19 protein-coding genes and 1 tRNA gene are annotated in these 19,419 nt (G+C 30.1%); 8 read left to right on the forward strand and 12 right to left on the reverse strand.

The annotated features are described in order from the left end of the window. Positions 1–108 precede the first annotated feature (108 nt). The 3 genes from EM932_RS14390 (at position 109) to EM932_RS14400 (ending at position 2,703) form a co-directional block, all read left to right on the forward strand. Positions 109–393: an FUSC family protein gene (locus tag EM932_RS14390; RefSeq protein WP_135877894.1), complete on the forward strand. Its 285-nt coding sequence runs from the start codon at positions 109–111 to the stop codon at positions 391–393. Positions 394–579: 186 nt separating this feature from the next. Beyond that, positions 580–1,629 carry a M28 family peptidase gene (locus EM932_RS14395; protein ID WP_135877895.1) on the forward strand — a complete coding sequence of 350 codons (1,050 nt, stop codon included), beginning with the start codon at positions 580–582 and terminating at the stop codon, positions 1,627–1,629. A gap of 63 nt (positions 1,630–1,692) precedes the next feature. After that, on the forward strand, positions 1,693–2,703 hold the full coding sequence (locus tag EM932_RS14400) for a M28 family metallopeptidase (protein ID WP_135877896.1): 1,011 nt from the start codon (positions 1,693–1,695) through the stop codon (positions 2,701–2,703). A 114-nt stretch (positions 2,704–2,817) separates the two neighbouring features. On the opposite strand, the gene EM932_RS14405 is transcribed toward EM932_RS14400, so the two are convergent. Then, a tRNA-His gene (locus tag EM932_RS14405) sits at positions 2,818–2,891 on the reverse strand. Positions 2,892–3,390: 499 nt separating this feature from the next. On the opposite strand from EM932_RS14405, the gene EM932_RS14415 reads away from it, so the two are divergent. Genes EM932_RS14415 through EM932_RS14435 form a run of 5 tightly spaced genes read left to right on the forward strand, consistent with a single transcriptional unit; the run spans position 3,391 to position 8,129 of the window. Next, the gene (locus EM932_RS14415) at positions 3,391–5,313 is read left to right on the forward strand and encodes a BatA domain-containing protein (protein WP_135877897.1); all 1,923 of its coding nucleotides are present in this window, start codon (positions 3,391–3,393) and stop codon (positions 5,311–5,313) included. Continuing rightward, on the forward strand, positions 5,310–6,566 hold the full coding sequence (locus EM932_RS14420) for a dihydroorotase (protein ID WP_135877898.1): 1,257 nt from the start codon (positions 5,310–5,312) through the stop codon (positions 6,564–6,566). Before EM932_RS14415 ends, EM932_RS14420 begins: the two co-directional genes overlap by 4 nt. Before the next feature lie 6 nt (positions 6,567–6,572). Then, a complete protein-coding gene (locus tag EM932_RS14425) occupies positions 6,573–6,914 on the forward strand; it encodes a hypothetical protein (protein ID WP_135877899.1) in 342 nt (113 codons plus the stop codon). Continuing rightward, entirely contained in the window at positions 6,915–7,568 is a 654-nt protein-coding gene (locus EM932_RS14430) for an alpha/beta hydrolase (protein ID WP_135877900.1), read from the forward strand. A 36-nt stretch (positions 7,569–7,604) separates the two neighbouring features. Further along, positions 7,605–8,129, forward strand: coding sequence for a YybH family protein (locus EM932_RS14435; RefSeq protein ID WP_135877901.1), 525 nt, complete (start codon positions 7,605–7,607; stop codon positions 8,127–8,129). Between the two features lie 373 nt (positions 8,130–8,502). On the opposite strand, the gene EM932_RS14440 is transcribed toward EM932_RS14435, so the two are convergent. The 11 genes from EM932_RS14440 to EM932_RS14490 form a co-directional block, all read right to left on the reverse strand. Next, entirely contained in the window at positions 8,503–9,207 is a 705-nt protein-coding gene (locus EM932_RS14440) for a response regulator transcription factor (RefSeq protein ID WP_135877902.1), read from the reverse strand. 3 nt (positions 9,208–9,210) lie between these two features. Further along, entirely contained in the window at positions 9,211–10,746 is a 1,536-nt protein-coding gene (locus EM932_RS14445) for a sensor histidine kinase (RefSeq protein WP_135877903.1), read from the reverse strand. A 107-nt stretch (positions 10,747–10,853) separates the two neighbouring features. After that, complete coding sequence (coaE, locus tag EM932_RS14450) at positions 10,854–11,447, reverse strand: dephospho-CoA kinase (RefSeq protein WP_135877904.1); 594 nt, start codon at positions 11,445–11,447, stop codon at positions 10,854–10,856. Then, positions 11,444–12,346 (reverse strand): YbbR-like domain-containing protein, encoded by a 903-nt coding sequence (locus EM932_RS14455; protein ID WP_246041077.1) that lies wholly within the window; start codon positions 12,344–12,346, stop codon positions 11,444–11,446. Before EM932_RS14455 ends, coaE begins: the two co-directional genes overlap by 4 nt. Positions 12,347–12,399: 53 nt before the next feature. Continuing rightward, entirely contained in the window at positions 12,400–13,407 is a 1,008-nt protein-coding gene (locus EM932_RS14460; protein ID WP_135877905.1) for a glycosyltransferase, read from the reverse strand. A 63-nt stretch (positions 13,408–13,470) separates the two neighbouring features. Next, a complete protein-coding gene (locus EM932_RS14465; RefSeq protein WP_135877906.1) occupies positions 13,471–14,286 on the reverse strand; it encodes an enoyl-ACP reductase FabI in 816 nt (271 codons plus the stop codon). 135 nt (positions 14,287–14,421) lie between these two features. Then, positions 14,422–16,074, reverse strand: coding sequence for a DNA repair protein RecN (recN, locus tag EM932_RS14470; protein ID WP_135877907.1), 1,653 nt, complete (start codon positions 16,072–16,074; stop codon positions 14,422–14,424). A gap of 67 nt (positions 16,075–16,141) precedes the next feature. Further along, complete coding sequence (gene porD / locus EM932_RS14475; RefSeq protein WP_135877908.1) at positions 16,142–17,029, reverse strand: type IX secretion system protein PorD; 888 nt, start codon at positions 17,027–17,029, stop codon at positions 16,142–16,144. After that, the gene (gene coaBC, locus EM932_RS14480; protein WP_135877909.1) at positions 17,022–18,233 is read right to left on the reverse strand and encodes a bifunctional phosphopantothenoylcysteine decarboxylase/phosphopantothenate--cysteine ligase CoaBC; all 1,212 of its coding nucleotides are present in this window, start codon (positions 18,231–18,233) and stop codon (positions 17,022–17,024) included. The genes porD and coaBC overlap by 8 nt, the downstream gene beginning before the upstream one ends. Before the next feature lie 8 nt (positions 18,234–18,241). Beyond that, positions 18,242–18,571: a DNA-directed RNA polymerase subunit omega gene (locus EM932_RS14485; RefSeq protein WP_135877910.1), complete on the reverse strand. Its 330-nt coding sequence runs from the start codon at positions 18,569–18,571 to the stop codon at positions 18,242–18,244. Positions 18,572–18,583: 12 nt separating this feature from the next. Then, positions 18,584–19,414 carry an outer membrane protein assembly factor BamD gene (locus EM932_RS14490; RefSeq protein ID WP_135877911.1) on the reverse strand — a complete coding sequence of 277 codons (831 nt, stop codon included), beginning with the start codon at positions 19,412–19,414 and terminating at the stop codon, positions 18,584–18,586. Positions 19,415–19,419: the final 5 nt, after the last annotated feature.

Raw genomic sequence — 19,419 nt, forward strand, 5'->3', positions numbered from 1 at the left:
TAAATTTTGATTTTTTGTAGTAATAATAGACTATAACTCTCGAATTAGTACAATTAATCGTACCAAAAATTAAATCAAGAATCTGGTTTAAAAGAATAAATATTTTAAATGAAAATAATCTTTGTTTTTTTAGCTATTTTAGCTTCAATCTTAGCAACAATGCTAATTGGACTTCTAATTTATAACTTAGAAATTATGTCCATTATAGCTGGATTAACATTTGGGTTAGTGGTATTTTACTTTTCAAAAAAAAGTAGTCAGGCAAAAAAAGTAATTCAGTTTACATTCTTGGTTACTGCTATAGTATTAGCTATAGTTGCATATAAATTTATCTTTGATAAAAATGACATGGTAAATACCGAAACTTTACAAATCACAAAAAGCAGATTTTAAATAAAAAAACATATTAAAATCTTCAAAATTTTTAATGAAAATTTCACCTTTTCAGGTAAGTAATTTCTCCTATATTTGTATATATTTGTAAACTAAAGCTTAGACTAAGACTAGCACACTAAAGTTTTCTCGCCCTCGAAAATGATTTGGCTATTCGTTACATGTAAAAATCGGACTAAAAAACGCATGAAACACTTTTATATACTATCGGTAATCCTTGTGGGTACTTGTTCCACGCCAAAGTATACTACAAGAATCCAAAACCTTAAAGATAGTATTCAATTGGTAGATAGTACGCAAGTAATAAACTACGCTAATACCATAACTGTCAAAGAACTAAAAACACATTTATATAAATTTTCTTCAGATGAATTTGAAGGTAGAAAGGTTGGAGAAAAAGGGCAAAAATTAGCTTCTGAATTTTTAAAATCATACTATAAAAATGAGAACATCGAATCTCCTTTTGGGGGTGACAATTATTATCAGGTTATTCCTGAAACTTTCTTTTCGAAAGGTATTAAAGATTCAGAAAATGTTTTAGCATATATAGAAGGTAGTAAGTATCCAGAAGAAATTATTATTATTTCCGCACATCTAGATCATCTTGGTATTTCTGATAATGGTCAAATAAATCATGGTGCAGATGATGATGGTTCTGGCACTGTAGCAATGATGGAAATGGCTCAAGCTTTTAAATTAGCTAAAAAAGATGGTCATGGGCCAAAACGTAGTATCTTGTTTTTACATTTAACCGCAGAAGAAATAGGTAAACAAGGTTCAGAATTCTATACGCAACATCCAGTGTTTCCTTTAGAAAATACTATTGCTAATCTTAATATCGATATGATAGGAAGAGTTGACGAAATACATCAAAACAATAAAGATTACATATATTTAATTGGATCAGACAGACTAAGTAAGGAGCTGCATTATTTATCTGAAAAAATAAATACGTCCTATTTCAACATAGATATAGATTACAAATATAATGTTGAAGGTGAAGCGCATAAATATTACTCGCGCTCAGATCACTATAATTTTGCTTTAAAAGGCATTCCTGTTATTTTTTATTTTAATGGAGAGCATAGTGATTACCACGAACCTACAGATACGCCTGATAAAATAGATTATGATCTTTTACAAAGGCGTACAAAGCTTATATTTACTACTGCATGGCAAATTGCCAATCAGAAACATCGTATCGTAATTGACGAATACAATGAACTGTTAAATTAGATTCAAAAATTGTTATTCTATTAATTCATTTTTGTAATATCGTACGAAATATATTTTTATAAAATGAAAAATTTAGTAATTCTTCTATACACTACACTATCTATCGTTGGATGTAGTAATTCACAAAATAAGAAGCTATCAAAAAATATTGGTGATGTTACAAAATATGCAAAAACTATTACAGCAGATGAATTAAAAGAAGCTCTTTATACATACGCTTCAGATGAATTTAAAGGCAGAAAAACAGGTGAACCTGGGCAAAAAAAAGCTGTAGAATTTATTAAAAACCATTATGTATCTACAGGCATCCAGTCTCCTATTGCAAAGGGTGATTATTTTCAAGAAATTCCTGCGTCTTATTTTTCCGGTAGTATAAAGGATTCTGAAAATGTTTTAGCATATATAAAAGGTACAGAAAAACCAGATGAAGTGGTTATAATTTCGGCACACTTAGATCATATTGGCATTTCTGAAAATGGCGATATTTACAATGGCGCAGATGATGATGGATCTGGCACCGTTGCCATTTTAGAAATTGCTGAAGCTTTTAAAGCTGCTTCAGATAAAGGTCATGGTCCTAAACGTTCTATTTTATTTTTACATGTTACAGGTGAAGAAATAGGATTATTTGGTTCTAGATACTATACAGATGAAGACCCTATAATACCTTTAACAAATACAGTTGCAAATTTAAATATAGATATGATTGGTCGTGTAGATCGAAAACATGAGAATAATAGAAACTATGTATACTTAATAGGATCGGATAAACTAAGTAAGGAATTGCATAATATATCTGAAACGGTGAACAAGAAATATATTAATATGACGTTTGATTATACATATAATGATGATGATGACCCAAATCGTTTTTATTATCGTTCTGATCATTATAATTTTGCAAAAAATAACATCCCTGTTATATTTTATTTTAATGGCACGCATGCCGATTATCATAAACCTTCTGATACTCCAGACAAAATTCAATACGATTTGTTAGAAACACGAGCGCGATTAATTTTCCATACAGCCTGGGAAATTGCAAATAGAAGTGAGCGGGTAAAAGTGGATTAAGACATAATTATTTTGCAACAAAGGTTTAGAAATCTATAAATCACGTAATATTCATAAAAAGCACTAAAACAGACAAAAAAAGCCTTTCAAAAATTTGAAAGGCTTTTACTTTTGGGTGGATGATGGGATTCGAACCCACGACCCTTGGTACCACAAACCAATGCTCTAACCAACTGAGCTACAACCACCATGTAACGCATTTTGTAATGCGTGTGCAAATGTAATTGATTTAAACTTTATCTACAAAGACTTTTTTAATATTTTATATAAAAAAATTTGAATATCTGTTTTTAATCATAACCCTCTAATGTTAGCAATGACAAGCCTATCAAAAAGTTAATCACCAAAATATCTTCCATTAAGCTTGTAAACGAATTCATTTAAGTATAGTTGAAGGTATTTTCCCTTGATCTTGTGATATAATCTTCTTTATAGCTATAAAAATTCTACATTTAAGTTTAGGTGGGATTCGTACTTGACAAATATTAATTTTCCTTTTGTTAGCTTTTAATGGTATGAATATCATTCTCCCTATACTTTTTTCTATAAGAATAAGTAGTGCCAAAACCAAAGGGCTTTATCCTAACATCATTAAATTCATAAAATAGATAAATCACGAGCGTTTCATTTTAATCTTTTATTAAAAAATGAAAAAAAATATGTAGTTTTGAGAAATCATAAAAATGAATGCAGTTTAAACACCCAGAACTTCTTTACGCTTTATTTTTACTGCTCATTCCAATAATTGTTCATCTTTTTCAATTACGAAAATTTCAAAAAGTTGCTTTCACCAATGTGGCATTTTTAAAAGAAGCAACATTGCAAACTCGCAAAAGTTCTCAAATAAAAAAATGGTTAATCCTCTGTACAAGACTATTACTCCTTGCAGCCATAGTTTTGGCATTCACACAGCCATTTACATCTAAGTCCGATACATTTAAAACTAAAAAAGAAACTGTTATATATTTGGATAACTCTTTTAGTTTACAAGCAAAAGGAAGTCAAGGAGAACTTTTAAAGCGCGCCGTTCAAGATATTATTGGTAATGTGGCTGAAAATGAGAATCTATCATTAATGACCAATGATAACACGTATAAGAATACCACAATAAAAGCCATTAAAAATGATTTGCTACAATTAGAATATTCATCTAACAAACTAACAGCTGAAGCTGCTTTATTAAAAAGTAACACTATATTTAGTAAACAAAAAAACACTTTAAGGCATTTAATTTTCATTTCTGATTTTCAACAAGATGCATCTAATTTCACCCAAAAAACAGACTCGCTTACAAACCTTCATTTAGTAAAATTACAGCCCATAAATACTAATAACATTACTATTGACAGTGTTTATATTTCTAAAAAAACAGCATCTTCCATAGAGTTGAAGGTACTTATACAAAATAGCGGAAGTACCATTGAAAATTTACCTATTTCTCTATTCAGTAATAATAACTTAATTGCTAAAACTTCAGTTGCTATTGAAACGTATGCTGAAACCACATTTTCGCTTCCTGTAAACGAAGTGATTAATGGGAAAGTATCTATTGATGACGTTAATTTACAGTTTGATAATAGTTTATACTTCAATATTAACAACAGATCAAAAACTAATGTACTTTCTATAAATGGCATAAACGATTCTTTCTTAAAACGCATTTATACCGATGATGAATTTAATTATGTAGCAACTTTAGAAAATCAATTAAATTATAATATTATAGACCAACAACATCTTATAATTTTAAACGAATTAGATATCATTCCTAACGCTTTAGTAGCCACATTGAAGCAATTCACTAAACAAGGAGGATCATTAATTATAATTCCTTCAAAAAACATAAACAAACAATCTTATAATCAATTATTAATCAATCACGGTTCAAGTTTTAGCAACTTACTTTCAAGTGAAAAACGTATAACAACTATTAATTACGCGCATCCGTTATATAACAATGGGGTGTTTGAAAAACGAGTGAGTAATTTTCAATATCCAAAAGTGAAAAGCTTTTATAGTATTTCTTCAAACAATGCTTCTGTTTTGCAATTTGAAGATGGCAAATCATTTCTATATCAAAACAATAATGCTTTCGTTTTCACTGCTTCTTTAAATAACGAAAATTCAAATTTTATAAATTCACCATTAATTGTTCCAACGCTTTATAATATCGGAAAACAGAGCCTAAAAACACCTAAACTGTATTATACTATTGGGCAAGAAAACACTTTTGATGTCGATACACAATTGCAGCAAGATGATATCTTATCCTTGGTTAATAATGATATTAGTATTATTCCAAGACAGCAATACTTTAACAACAAAGTGGTTATAAACACTTCTAAAAACCCATCGATAGCTAATATTTATACAATAAAAAATAAAAACGAAAGCATTAAAAATATAAGTTACAATTATAACAGAGATGAAAGTAATTTAACTTACAGAGATCTTTCTTCCTCAAAAAACATAACGGTGAGTGATTCAATCACAGATATCTTTAACATTCTAAAAAGTGAAACAAAAGTTAATGCCTTGTGGAAATGGTTTGTTATTTTTGCACTAGCATTATTGATTATTGAAATGGGCATCTTAAAATACTTTAAATGAACATACTTATTAAATCGGCTACTATAATAGATCCTAAAAGCAAGTTTCATAACACAACTCAAGATGTATTAATTGAAGATGGTGTGATTTCGAAAGTTGCAAATAGTATAAAAAACAAAAATAACCATCAGGAAGTTAAATTAAATAATCTGCATATTTCGCAAGGTTGGTTTGATAGCAGCGTATGTTTTGGAGAACCTGGTTTTGAAGAACGTGAAACCATAAAAAACGGTCTTAAAACGGCTGCTTCTGGAGGTTTTACAGCTGTAGCCTTAAATGCAAATACAAATCCGGTTTTAGATTCTAATTCTGATATTACTTTTGTTAATGCAAAATCACAAGATAATGCCGTTACACTATTACCTATTGGATCGCTCACAGTAGGTAGCAAAGGAGAAGATTTAGCAGAACTTTACGACATGAATTCTGCAGGAGCAGTAGCCTTTTACGATTACAAAAAGCCTATTTCTAACCCTAATCTTATGAAAATTGCTTTGCAATACGCAAGTAATTTTGATGGCTTAGTATGTTCATTTCCTCAAGAAAGTAAAATTTCCGGACATGGTGTTATGAACGAAAACATAACAAGCACTAAACTTGGGTTAAAAGGAAACCCTGCTTTAGCTGAAGAATTACAAATAGCTCGCGATTTATTTTTATTGGAATATACAGGCGGTAAATTGCATATCCCCACCATCTCTACTGCAACTTCCGTTGCTCTTATTAGGGAAGCCAAAAAGAAAAAGCTAAACGTTACCTCTAGTGTAGCCATACATAATTTATACTTTACTGATGCCGCATTAACAGATTTCAATACACACTTCAAGGTATTACCCCCGCTACGTACTCAAGAAGATATAGATGCCTTAATACAAGGTGTTAAAGATGGCACTATAGATATGGTAACAAGTGACCATACTCCTATTGATATTGAGCAAAAAAAGATAGAATTTGATCATGCCGAATATGGAACCATAGGGCTAGAAAGTGTTTTTGGAGCCTTACAAACTATTTTTACAACTAAGAAAACTATAGAGCTTCTAACAAAAGGTAAAAATCGATTTTCTTTAGAACAAACTCCTATAGAGATTGGAAACAAGGTAAATATAACCCTTTTTAATCCAGATGTGAAATATACCTTTTCTAAAAATGATATTATTTCTAAATCTAAAAACGCCATTTTTGAAAATGAAACCTTAAAAGGTAAAGTTTATGGTGTTATCTCAAATAATAAAATTTCGTTAAATCAATAAATAATAATGACAGAGCAAGATGTTGAAAGAGGTCGTAAAAATGCCATAATAAGTTATATCACAATTTTTGGAGTAATAATTGCTTATTATTTAAATAATGAAAAAGACAAGAAAAGTCCTTTTGCTAGTTTTCATATTAGACAGTCTTTAGGCTTGTGGCTTACCCTGATTATTATAAATTTATCTATAGTATCTAAATTTGATATTTTCATGTTAAGAGCATCTGTTTATATTTTTTTTAGTGTTCTCTATATATATGGACTTTCTAATGCTATTTCAGGAAAAGCACAAAAAGTACCATTAGTTGGAAGTTTATATCAAAAAATATTTGCAAACCTTGGTAAATAAATGATTAATAATACACTCTCATTACATCACATAATACGTGAATCTTCACTAACCGAAAATGCACCATTATTAATCATGATGCATGGTTATGGTAGTGATGAAAACGATTTGTTTTCGTTTGCTAGCGAATTACCCAAAGAACTTTTTATTATTTCAGTAAAAGCTCCGTACCCTATGCAGCCTTATGGAAACGCATGGTATGCTATTAACTTTGATGCAGACAAAGGCAAATGGAATGATAATGAACAAGCTGAAGAATCTCGTGATTTAATTGCAAGATTTATTGATGAAGTTATTGAAGTATACCCTGTAAACAAAGAGCATGTTTCCCTTTTAGGGTTTAGCCAGGGGAGCATTTTAAGTTATGCAGTCGCGTTAACATATCCTGAAAAAGTTAAAAATATTATAGCTTTGAGTGGTTATGTTTATAAAGATATAATACCTCAAGATGAAACTAAAGACTACTCGCATTTAAATTTTTATTGTTCTCATGGAAGTGTAGATCAAGTTATTCCTGTTGAATGGGCACGACAAGCTGTACCGTTTTTAAGTAGTCTCAACATAAAGCATCAATATTCAGAATTTCCTGTGGGACATGGTGTCGCTCCTCAGAATTTTTATGAGTTTAAAAATTGGCTTATAGCTAATATATAATATTTTTCGTACCTTTTAGCCCTCAAAGAGACTAAAATGAACCGATTATCAGCTTGTATTATTAGCCTGTTGCTACTATTTAGTAATAAGGCTATTTCTCAAAACATTAATGATTTAAAAGAAATCAATACTCAAATTTGGAGTAATTTCTCCAAATCTTTCGAAACCTTAGATTATGAATTATTCGAAAGTTTGCATAGCAAAGACTTAATTCGAGTTAATGGTGGCGATTACAAATCCATTAGAAATAAAGAAGCCTATTTAGAAGGCTATAAGAGTCGTTGGAGAAATCCTGTTTTAAGTCAATCCATTTCTTTTAGATTTTTAGAACGTATTTGTAAGGATGATATGGCCTCAGAACGAGGTGTCTATAAGTTTACTATAAACCCAAGAACAGAAAATCAAAAAATATATTACGGTAAATTCCATGTTATCTTAAGGAAGGAAGATAATCTTTGGAAAATATTAATCGATTATGATTCTTCTGAGAATGACTTAATTAGTGAAACAGAAGCATTATACAAAAATGCTTTTGCTCTAGATAACTTTGAGAAAGATTAAAAATTCAGGCTAGGTGATAGTTTAACAACTTTATTTTAAAGTATATTTCCACCATTTATTACCTTCAAAGTGACTGAAAAATTTAGATTTGTTCATGTGTAGTTAATGAGCATAAATTATTACGACACTTTCTGAATGATATAAAAAATTCTTGTCGACATTTTCTATTCTTCAAAATATAGGAATAAAAAGCTACTTATAACTCTATAAAATTAATTGCCATTGTAAGTCCAGCTAGTGAAACCTTCGTGTATTTTGTTTTTTAGTCCCGTAAAGCAATTTTTCTATTTAATCTCCAAAATAATTTTTATAAATAATTAAACAAAAAATCCAGCACAAAGCTGGATTTAATATCATAATCAGGAATATTTTACTAAGTGTTTATTACTAACCTAAAGCCTTCTCCATGTATGTTTAGTATTTCAACTTTATCATCAAGTTTTAAATACTTACGCAACTTTGCTATATAAACATCCATACTACGAGATGTAAAATAATTATCATCACGCCATATTTTAGTAAGAGCTAATTCACGTGGCATTAAATCATTTTCGTGTAATGCTAATAAACGTAATAATTCATTCTCTTTAGGCGATAATTTTACAGGTTCACCGCCATTAAAACGTAAGAAACGTAATTTAGAATTTAGATCAAAACTTCCTATTTTAAATTCAAATTGCTTGCTATCAGAAATAGTTTCGGTTGCTTTACGCTGTATTATTGCTTTAATTTTCATCAAAAGCACTTCACTATCAAAAGGTTTATTTAGGTAATCATCAGCTCCAACTTTATAGCCTCTTAAAACATCTTCTTTCATTGTTTTAGCTGTTAGGAAAATAATTGGAACATCTGTATTTTTCTCTCTTATTTCTTTAGCTAACGTAAAACCATCTTTATAAGGCATCATAACATCTAGAATACATAAATCGAAATCATCTTTTTTGAATTTCTCGAAACCTTCCATACCATTTTTAGCATGAGTTACCTCATAATCATTCATCATTAAATAATCCTTAAGAACGGTTCCAAAATTAGGGTCGTCTTCTACTAATAAAATTCTCTTTTTTTGATCTTCCATAATTTACGATATTAGTGGAAGCTTTATAGTAAATGTGCTTCCTTTTTCTTTTTCACTTTCTACAGATACATAACCTTGATGATCTTCTACTATACGCTTAACATATGCTAAACCTAAACCGTGACCTTTTACATTATGAATATTTCCTGTATGTTCTCTATAAAATTTTTCAAATACTTTTTTAGCAGCGGCTTTACTCATACCACTACCGTGATCTTTTACTTTTAATAAAATATTGGTACCTACATTTTCAGTATATACTTCTATTTTTGGGGGATCTGGCGAATATTTTATAGCATTATCCAGAATATTAACAATAACGTTGGTAAAGTGAGTTTCATTAGCCAAAACAGACGATTTTTCTGCTTCAAAAAATGTTTTAATATAGCCTTGTCTGTTTTCAACTAAAAGCTCTACATGTGTAATAGCGTCATCAACTAAATCATGTAAATCCACTCTATCCTTACTAATATTAAGTTCGTTTTTCTCTAACTTAGATATTCTTAATACATTTTCAACTTGAGCATGCATCCGCTTATTTTCTTCCTTTATCATAGAAAGATATCGTACAACTCTTTCTTTATCGTCTATAACTTTTGGGTTTTTAATGGCATCTAAAGCTAAATTTATAGTTGCTATAGGCGTTTTAAACTCGTGAGTCATATTATTAATAAAATCTGTTTTTATTTCAGATATTTTTCGCTGCTTTAAAAGTTGATACAATGCACTTGAATAAGCAATAATAATAATCAATGTGAAAATTATTGATAATAAAATCATTCCTATTATTGGTGATAGAATAAACTTATTATCATCTGGAAAATTCACTAAAAACTTATAATTATTTTGATTCTTTTCATTATAAAAAAAAGGCACACTAAAAGTTGATCCTTGATCGTTCTCAAACCCATCACTATGAACTTTCGTTGCCAAATCATTACTATATATAGCAAATTCAAAATCTATATTAATAGAATATTCTTTAAGTTTTTTTGATAACAATTCTTGAATTTCGTCCTGAGACACACGTTTATGAATTAATCTTCTATATGCGATATCATTATAAATATCTTCAAAAATAATTTCATCAGTACTAGAAATTTCATCCAACAATAACAACTTATCATTTGGACTTAAATCTGACTCTAAACTGCCCCCATCATTATTGAAAATTTTTGTTTCACGTTCATTATAAATTCGCTTAATATTAAGAGAATCCGAACCAATGTCAAAGAGCGATGAATTAAACTTATAGTTTTCTTCATATATACCACTACTATAAAAAATAGTTTCCTTAGAATCGAAATCTTTTTGAATAATGTATAAATTCCTAATAGCTGCTGTATCTACAGTTACTCCTTTAGATATTAAATCTTGAAGTTTATAAACATATTCCGAATATTCCTTCTTTTGAATGGTATTAGAAACATAATGTAGTGCCGTATTAACATTAAACTTAAATCTTTCTTTTTCGTTTTCTACAGAATCATTTATATAATAAGCTTGAATAGAAATTATACCTATAAGTGATAAACTCATTAGTATAATTAATAGGATGAATATTCTTTTGCTCACCATTCAAAATTAACATTTTAACATTTATAACACTCTCCTTTTAACCTTACATTAACAAAAATGTTAAAATTTCAGATTTTCCCAATTCTTTTAAGAATGTCCTCATGAATACCAACAACCTGATTTTTAGTCATTTCAAGGTCTACGTTATCAATAACATACTGCGAATATTTAATTTTTTCTGTATCTGTCCATTGATTTTTCATAATGGACTTAATCTTATCTTTGGTTGTATTATCACGCATTAAAAGACGCTTTATCCGCAATTCTTTTGGAGCTGTAACTGTAATAATATAATCGCATGCTATATGTCCTCCGTTTTCAAATAAAACAGCTACTTCCTTTATAACATAAGGGGCATCTTGTTTTAATGACCATTTTTCAAAATGCCTGGCTACTCTAGGGTGAACAATGGCATTCATTTTTTGCAAATAGGTGTTATTATTAAAGATAATATCGGCAATATAATATTTGTTTAATACATCATTAATATAAGCTTTATCTCCAAATAATTGAATAAGCTTTCTTTTAATGACTTTAGATTTATGCATCAGGTTTTTAGCTTCTACATCAGCTATATAAACTGGCACTCCTAACGCCTCAAACTGTTTAGCCACTGTTGTCTTTCCGCTACCAATACCTCCTGTAAGTCCTACAATAATCATTTTATAATTATAAATTCTATTCGCTGTTGATTCATTTTAATGTTTTTAGCTGTTTTTGGAGATTTTACTAATTCCGGAACTAAAAGAGATTGATTACCAACTGCTTTTGTATAATCACAAACAACCTTAAAATCTTTATTTGTGACCGAATTAAAATGACTCAAACTTATATAATATGAAACGTTTACTTCTTTTGGAAAGTATTTTAGCTTTACACCTTTAGGGGCATTAATAATGCTTACTGGTATCTTTAATGTCCCTTCTGTAAACTTCTCTACATCTCCCTTTATAGTAATACTATTAGCAGAAAATTTTAAATCAGAGGTGTTTTCTGGGAGTTTCAGATTCGTAATTTCTGATAAATTTGATTTTACATCATTAAAAATAACGTCTTCGGTTTCTAAATGGTGAATTTTAGACACTAATACGTTGGGGCCAATAATTTCTATAGAATCGGGATCTGAAACTAACTTATCTGCTACATCATAACCTGGGTGGAAATTAACAGTTGCATTTATCTTTATTGGTACTTTTTTAACCAAGTTGACATCATATCTAAAAGCTAATCTTTTCGGAGAAATATTAAGCAATTCTACTTGCTCATCAAACTGAGTATTATCTAAATAGGCTTTAGATTTATTCCACAAAAAGACGCCATCTTCTTTATCAACATCATTAATAAAATCTATCTTAATCTTTGGTTTGGAAACATAATACCGAAGCCACTTAAAACCGTGTGTTTTTAAAGTAATATTTAATACAACTGAGTCATTTAAAATTACATTCTCTTCAGGGACATTTACCTTTTCAATATCAAAAACAATAGTATTTGTATATTCTTTTGATAGTTTAGTAAATATTAAAATAATAAAGGCAAACAATAAAAATAAAATGAACACATTTATTCTTTTATTTTTTATTGAAGCGAGTATGTCTGACTTTAACTTTTTTATCATTTCTGTTTAAAAAATAACTTAGGGAAATAAATCTCTGGTTTTTTATTAAGTACTGAAACTACAACTGTTGACTTTAAAAACCCATAACCATAACCAAAAAACTGAATAATTATAGCCACTAAAGAAAGTATAGAAACGCTTATACTTCTTGTCTTTATTAAAGCTAATACTACTGCTACTACAAAATACAACATATAACCAATTAAGGTCCATTTAAAATTAAAAAAAATGAGTAGTAATGACATTAGAAACCCTATACAAAAGATTGTAGGAAACCAATAAGTAATTTTTTTTGTAGATGGATGCCATTTGTTTAAAATAGGACGTACCAAACCAAATTTATGCACTTGAGTATAAAACTTGCTCCATGAAATGCGACGTTTATGATATACAAAAGCTTCTGGAATTAGTTTGGTTTTAAACCCTAAATCCCAAAGTCTAATAGACAAATCAGGGTCTTCTCCAGGATGTATTCTCCCAAAGCCTTTTGATGCAATGAAAGCTTCTTTTGAAAGTCCCATATTGAAACTTCTTGGCTGAAACGTATCCACACTTTTTTTATTTCCTCTTATACCTCCGGTAGTAATAAACGATGTCATTGAAAAGTTAATAGCTTTTTGAAGGTCCGTAAATGAGCTATGTGCTGCATCTGGTCCACCAAAACAATCTACATAGTTGTTTTCTAAACTTTTCACAACTTCTACTAAATAGTTTTTTGGTAAAATACAATCGGAATCTAAAATAATAAAATAGTTCCCTTTTGCTTTTTGCATACCAAAATTCCTGGAATCTCCTGGTCCGGAATTTTCTTTAAAAAAATAAGATATCTCTAACTTCTCCTTATAAGCATTAACGACCTCTTTAGAAACTATTGCAGAACCGTCTTCAACTATAACTATCTCAAAAGGTATGTGTCCTTGTAAACCTTCAAAACTCTGTAAAAGCTCCTCTATTTCGTCTGGACGATTGTAAACAGGAATGATAAAAGAAAACTTTAATTGCATAAAACAAATGTAACAAAAAAGCCACCGTTTAAAGGGTGGCTCGTTTTCAATATTTAAAATATTTTAGTCTTCGTTCATAAAAGTATCCATAACAGCATCACTAACTCCCATGTTACTAAAACCTCCATCATGGAATAGGTTTTGAAGCGTAACCCGTTTGGTTAAATCACTGAATAAAGAAACCGTATAATTAGCACAATCTAATGCTGTTGCGTTACCTAATGGTGACATTTTATCGGCATAAGCTATAAATCCATCAAAACCTTTAACACCACTTCCTGCAGTTGTTGGCGTAGGGGATTGAGAAATGGTATTTACACGTACATTTTTATCACGTCCAAAGAAATACCCAAAACTACGAGCAATACTTTCCAAATACGCTTTATTATCAGCCATATCATTATAATCCGGAAAAACACGTTGTGCTGCCATATAGGTTAAAGCTACAATACTACCCCATTCATTCATAGCATCTGCTTTGTATAATGTTTGCATAACTTTATGGAAAGACATCGCAGAAACATCAGTTCCTTTTTGTGTCCATGCATAATTCTGATCGGTATAATGTTTTCCTTTTCTAACATTAATAGACATCCCTATTGAATGTAATACAAAGTCTATTTTACCACCAAGAATCTCCATTGATTTTTCAACCAGTTTTTGTAAATCTTCTTCAGAAGTTGCGTCAGCAGGAATAATTTGAGAACCCGTTTTTTCGGCTAACTCATTTATTTGCCCCATACGCATAGCAACCGGCGCATTTGTTAATACAAATGCTCCTCCTTCTTCATGCACACGTTCTGCTGTTTTCCAAGCAATTGAATTAGCATCTAATGCTCCAAAAATGATTCCCTTTTTTCCTTTTAATAAATTGTACATACGTTTTAGTTTACGCCCCTTTGTCCTCCGGACATTTCCCCAAGGGGAAAATTGGGTAATTGTTGTCTTAATTAATTTTAAAAGCCCAAAAGTACTAAACTTTAAACTTTAATTTTTTTAAACTCTAAAGTTTTTTCAATTCAGCAATTCTTTAGCATGAGCAATAGCTGATGAAGACATTTCCAAGCCACCTAACATTTGAGCAATTTCTACAATCCGCTCATCATGATTTAGCTTTATAAGATTGGTTTGCGTGGCATTATTTACATCTTCCTTATAAACTTTAAAATGCGAATGCCCTTTCGCTGCAATTTGTGGTAAATGTGTGATAGAAAACACTTGCATGGTTTTACTCATCTGCAACATAATATCTCCCATTTTATTTGATATTTCTCCCGAAACACCAGTATCAATTTCATCAAACATAATGGTAGGGAGCTTTATATATTTTGATAAAACGGATTTTATTGCCAACATAATTCTTGACAATTCCCCGCCTGAAGCTGCTTTTTTAAGTTCGTTAAAATGACCTCCTTTATTTGCCGAAAATAAAAACAATAATTCATCTTTCCCATTTGCGAAAAAAGTATCACTATAGTTCATTTCTATTTTAAACTGCGCGTTTGGCATACCTAAACCTACTAAGATATTTTCTAATTGTTCTTTTAAATTTGGAATAACTTCAGTTCTCTTTTTATTGATTGCTTTAGAAATTGTGTTTAATTCTGAGATTTTAGAATCTATTTCCAATTGTTTTTTCTGAATAGTATCCTCTAAGTTTTCTGTTACCAACACTTTCTCTTCAAGCTCATTTTTTATTTTAATCAATTCTGAAATATTAATGGCCACATGTTTTTGCATCAAATTATGAAGTATTTTTAATTTCGAATCAACCGTTTGTAACCTATCTGGATCTATTTCTAAATTATCTTGCAGCGTATTAACTTCATTAAAGATATCATCCATTTCTATTAAACTGCTATTAATTCTATTAAATAAATCTTCATATTTGGATGAATATCCAGACAGTTTTTGAAATGCATTTTTTAATGCGGTTAATGTAGATAAAGCTCCAACTTCTTCATCACTTAACAAGTGGTGAGCTTCCTCTAATTTTTCTTTTATCCCTTCAATATTATTGAGGGTTTCGTATTCTTCTTCCAGGGTTTCTAATTCGCCATCAACTAAATTAGCTTCTACTAATTCATTTAATAAAAACGAATTATAATCATGTTCTTTAATTGCTTCGGCTTGAAAGGTTAAAAGTTCTTTCAGTTCTTTTTGAAGAATTTTGTAGGCTTTTAATGTTTCCTTATAATTTTGTAAAACATCTTCATGTTTTGCTAATGCATCAATTACTTGAAACTGAAATTCATTACTAGTTAGCTCCAATGTTTGATGCTGTGAATGAATATCTATTAAACGCGCTCCCAACACTTGTAAACTACTTAAGTTAACAGGTGAATCATTTACAAATGCCCTTGATTTCCCAGAAGGCAAAATTTCTCTACGAATAATAGTTTGCGGCTCATAATCTAGATCTTCGGCTTTAAAAATTGATTTTAATTTATAATCAGAAATATTAAAAACAGCTTCTATGATACATTTTTGCGCAGTATCCTTTAAGCTATTTAAATCGGCACGTTTCCCTAAAATCAATGATAACCCTCCAAGAAGAATGGACTTTCCTGCACCGGTTTCTCCTGTAATTATAGATAAACCATCGTTAAAATCAACATGAAGCGTATCTATTAAAGCGTAATTTTTTATTGAAAGTGATGTTAACAAAGTTATTTTTTGTTCTTAAATTTTCGGAAATAAATATAATGAAAGCTTTTTTAAAATGTGGAATAACTTAAAACTTAATCTTTTGCCACTTACTACTATGCATTGGTGCTACTTTTTGAAGTGTTTCCATGACACTGGTAATGTTTACATTAGGTCCATTAGTAAAGATTTGTTCAATCTCATCAGCTTTGGCATCAAAAAAAGTTCGCAAAATAAAAGAATTTGGTCTACGACTATTCATAGCTTTGAATAACTGTAATGAAGCTGCTATCTTTTCCTTACCTTCTTTTGCATTCTCTCCCATAATATCCAAACCGTTTCTATGATAAGTGTATAGAACTTCTCTATACTCTTTAAAAGTTGGGGATAGCACATTATCTATAAGAGCGAATCTACTTTGTAAGCCATCTTCTAATTTCCATCCTCTAAAATTACCCTGTTGTGAATAATTTGTAATCACTCGTGCTTGTGTATAATAAGGATCCCCTCCTTTTCTAGAAAAAGAGTCCGCATCTAACGCTAAAATCATATAGACGTGATATGCTAATACTGAGATTAAATTGGATTCGAATTGATTGGGATTGAAAATTAGATTTTGAAATTCTAGATACCTAAAATTAAAATCTTTATCATTGAAATTATAGATAGGTGTTGTAAAAGATGAACCAAAAACCGGACGGGATGATTGTACTTGAATTGATGCTTGAAACGATTCGCCACTATAGTTATTAACATTTATAACCATGCTACAATCTATACGTTCTTGTGCTTTAAATGTTTTTTTAGTCCATTTTGTATTATTAATGAACTCTTTTAGTTGTTTTTCTAGAGTTTTAAAAATTGGAAAATTTTCGTTACCTGTTTGTTGTGCATTTACAACAACATTACAATTTAGTTCTTGCGAAAATCCTTTAATTCCGAGACAAAATATTAAAACAACTAAAAAACTACGCATGTATTTGTTCTATAATTTTATTTAATAAATCTTTAGCTACTTCTGCTTTAGATTTTAATTTAAACTCTGTAATAACTTCTTTATTGTCAATAAAAGTAACTTTATTTGTATCCCTTTTAAAACCTGCTCCTTTATCGTTTAACGAATTTAAAACAATTAAATTTAAATTCTTTCTTTTTAATTTTCCTTTTGCATTCTCAAGTTCATTATTAGTTTCCAATGCAAACCCAACTAAATATTGGTTTTTCTTAATCTCTCCTAAAGAAGCTAAAATATCTTTTGTTTTTTCTAACTCTAAAGTTAACGTAGGTGCCTTCTTTTTTATTTTTTGAGAAGCAACTTCTTTTGGTTTAAAATCTGCTACTGCAGCCGAAAGTATAGCTATATCTACATCTTGAAAATACGTATGTACAGATTCATACATCTCTTGTGCACTAACAACCGGAATTGTTTGTATTAAACCATGTGAAACTTTTTGATGTGTGGGACCTGTAACTAAAACAACCTCGGCTCCTAAATTTGCTGATGCTTTGGCTATTTCAAACCCCATCTTTCCACTAGAATGGTTTCCTATAAAACGAACCGGATCAATAGCTTCATAAGTTGGTCCTGCCGTTATAAGTATTTTTTTTCCTTTTAATGGGAGTTTATCTAAAATATCATTTTCAATAAAAGTAATGATATCTTCCGGCTCTGCCATTCTACCCTCTCCAACTAAACCACTTGCTAATTCTCCACTTGTAGCTGGAATCATAATATTCCCGTAATCTTTTAAAGTATTAAAAGAAGCTATTGTACTTGGGTGCTTATACATGTCCAGGTCCATTGCCGGGGCAAAATACACCGCACATTTTGCCGACAAGTATGTTGCTAGCAAAAAATTATCACTTGTACCATTTGCCATTTTAGAAAGCGTATTAGCAGTGGCTGGGGCTATTACGAAAATATCGGCCCATAAACCTAAATCTACATGATTATTCCAAATAGCGTTATCATCTTCTTCATTTGTAAAAGACGAATATACAGGATGTTTTGAAAGTGTTGATAAGGTTAAAGGTGTTATAAAATCTTTAGAAGCTGGTGTCATAACTACTTTTACGTTAGCACCTGCTTTAATAAATAACCTTACTAGTGAAGCAGTTTTATAAGCGGCAATACCAGCACTAATGCCTAAAAGTATATTTTTGCCGCTTAATATTGACATTTTAAAAATTATTCCTGAGAATCTTCCTCAGTATTTCTAAAATAAACTTTATCTGTTAACCATTCTTGAACAGCTAATGCATGAGGTTTTGGCAATTTTTCGTAAAATTTAGAAACCTCAATTTGCTCTTTATTTTCAAAGATTTCTTCAAGACTATCGTTATAAGTTGCAAATTCTTCCAACTTATCAATAAGTTCTTTTTTAATCTCTGTGTTAATTTGCTCTGCACGCCTTGCTATTATGGAAATTGACTCGTAGATATTCTCTGTTGGTTCGTCAATCTGATTTCTATCGTACGTTACTGTATTAACTGGAGCATTGGTTTTTTTTAAATCCATTGTCATTGTTATTTAACTTTTAGTGCTATAATTTTTTAATTCTTCATCTAAAGCCGTTGCCATAACATTAGCTTCTTCTATATGCTTAGAATCAACATATAGTTTTTTAAATGAAATATAATATTCTTTTGCTTTATTAAGACGATTCTTTTTTAAAGGGACTATTATTCCCTCAATGGTCTTTTTATACTCTCTACTGTTAATCGCCAATTTGAAAGCAGAATCTAGTCTATAAAACAAAGCTTCCTCACGAAACGTAGACCCAGGAAAATCAAAAATAAAATTATCAAAGGATCTTATTGATGCTGGATAATCGGATATGCGATTATATTGTTTTGCTATACTATATGCTTTCTTTTCAAGTTTATAATCTAATTCTTTAACTAATTTATTTGCTTCTGGAAGGAATTCAGACTCAGGGAACAAATTTATAAATTCTTGAAGTTTCTCAATGGCTTCTTTTGTTTCCTTTTGATCTTTACTATAAGCAGGAGACAACATATAATAACTTTTTGCTCCTAAAAAAGAGGCTTCTTCTAACTTCTCACTTTTTGGATAACTAGATGCAAAACGCTCAAACTGATATCCTGCAACATAATAATCTTTCATTTTATAGAATGAATTAGAATACAAATACATTAGTTTTTCAGCTTGTGGTTTCCCTCTATATTTAGGTACAATTTGGGCAAAAAGCCTGTTAGCTTTTGAAAATTTATCCTCGTTATAAAGCGCTTCGCCAATTTTAAACTTATCAGCAATACTCTCAGATTTTAATGCCTTTTGGTATTCACTACAACTGTTAAAAACAGCAAATATTATTAATATGTAAAAAAGCTTTTTCATTTGTT

The sequence above is a fragment of the Flavivirga rizhaonensis genome, assembly GCF_004791695.1.
Classification (GTDB): Bacteria; Bacteroidota; Bacteroidia; order Flavobacteriales; family Flavobacteriaceae; genus Flavivirga; species Flavivirga rizhaonensis.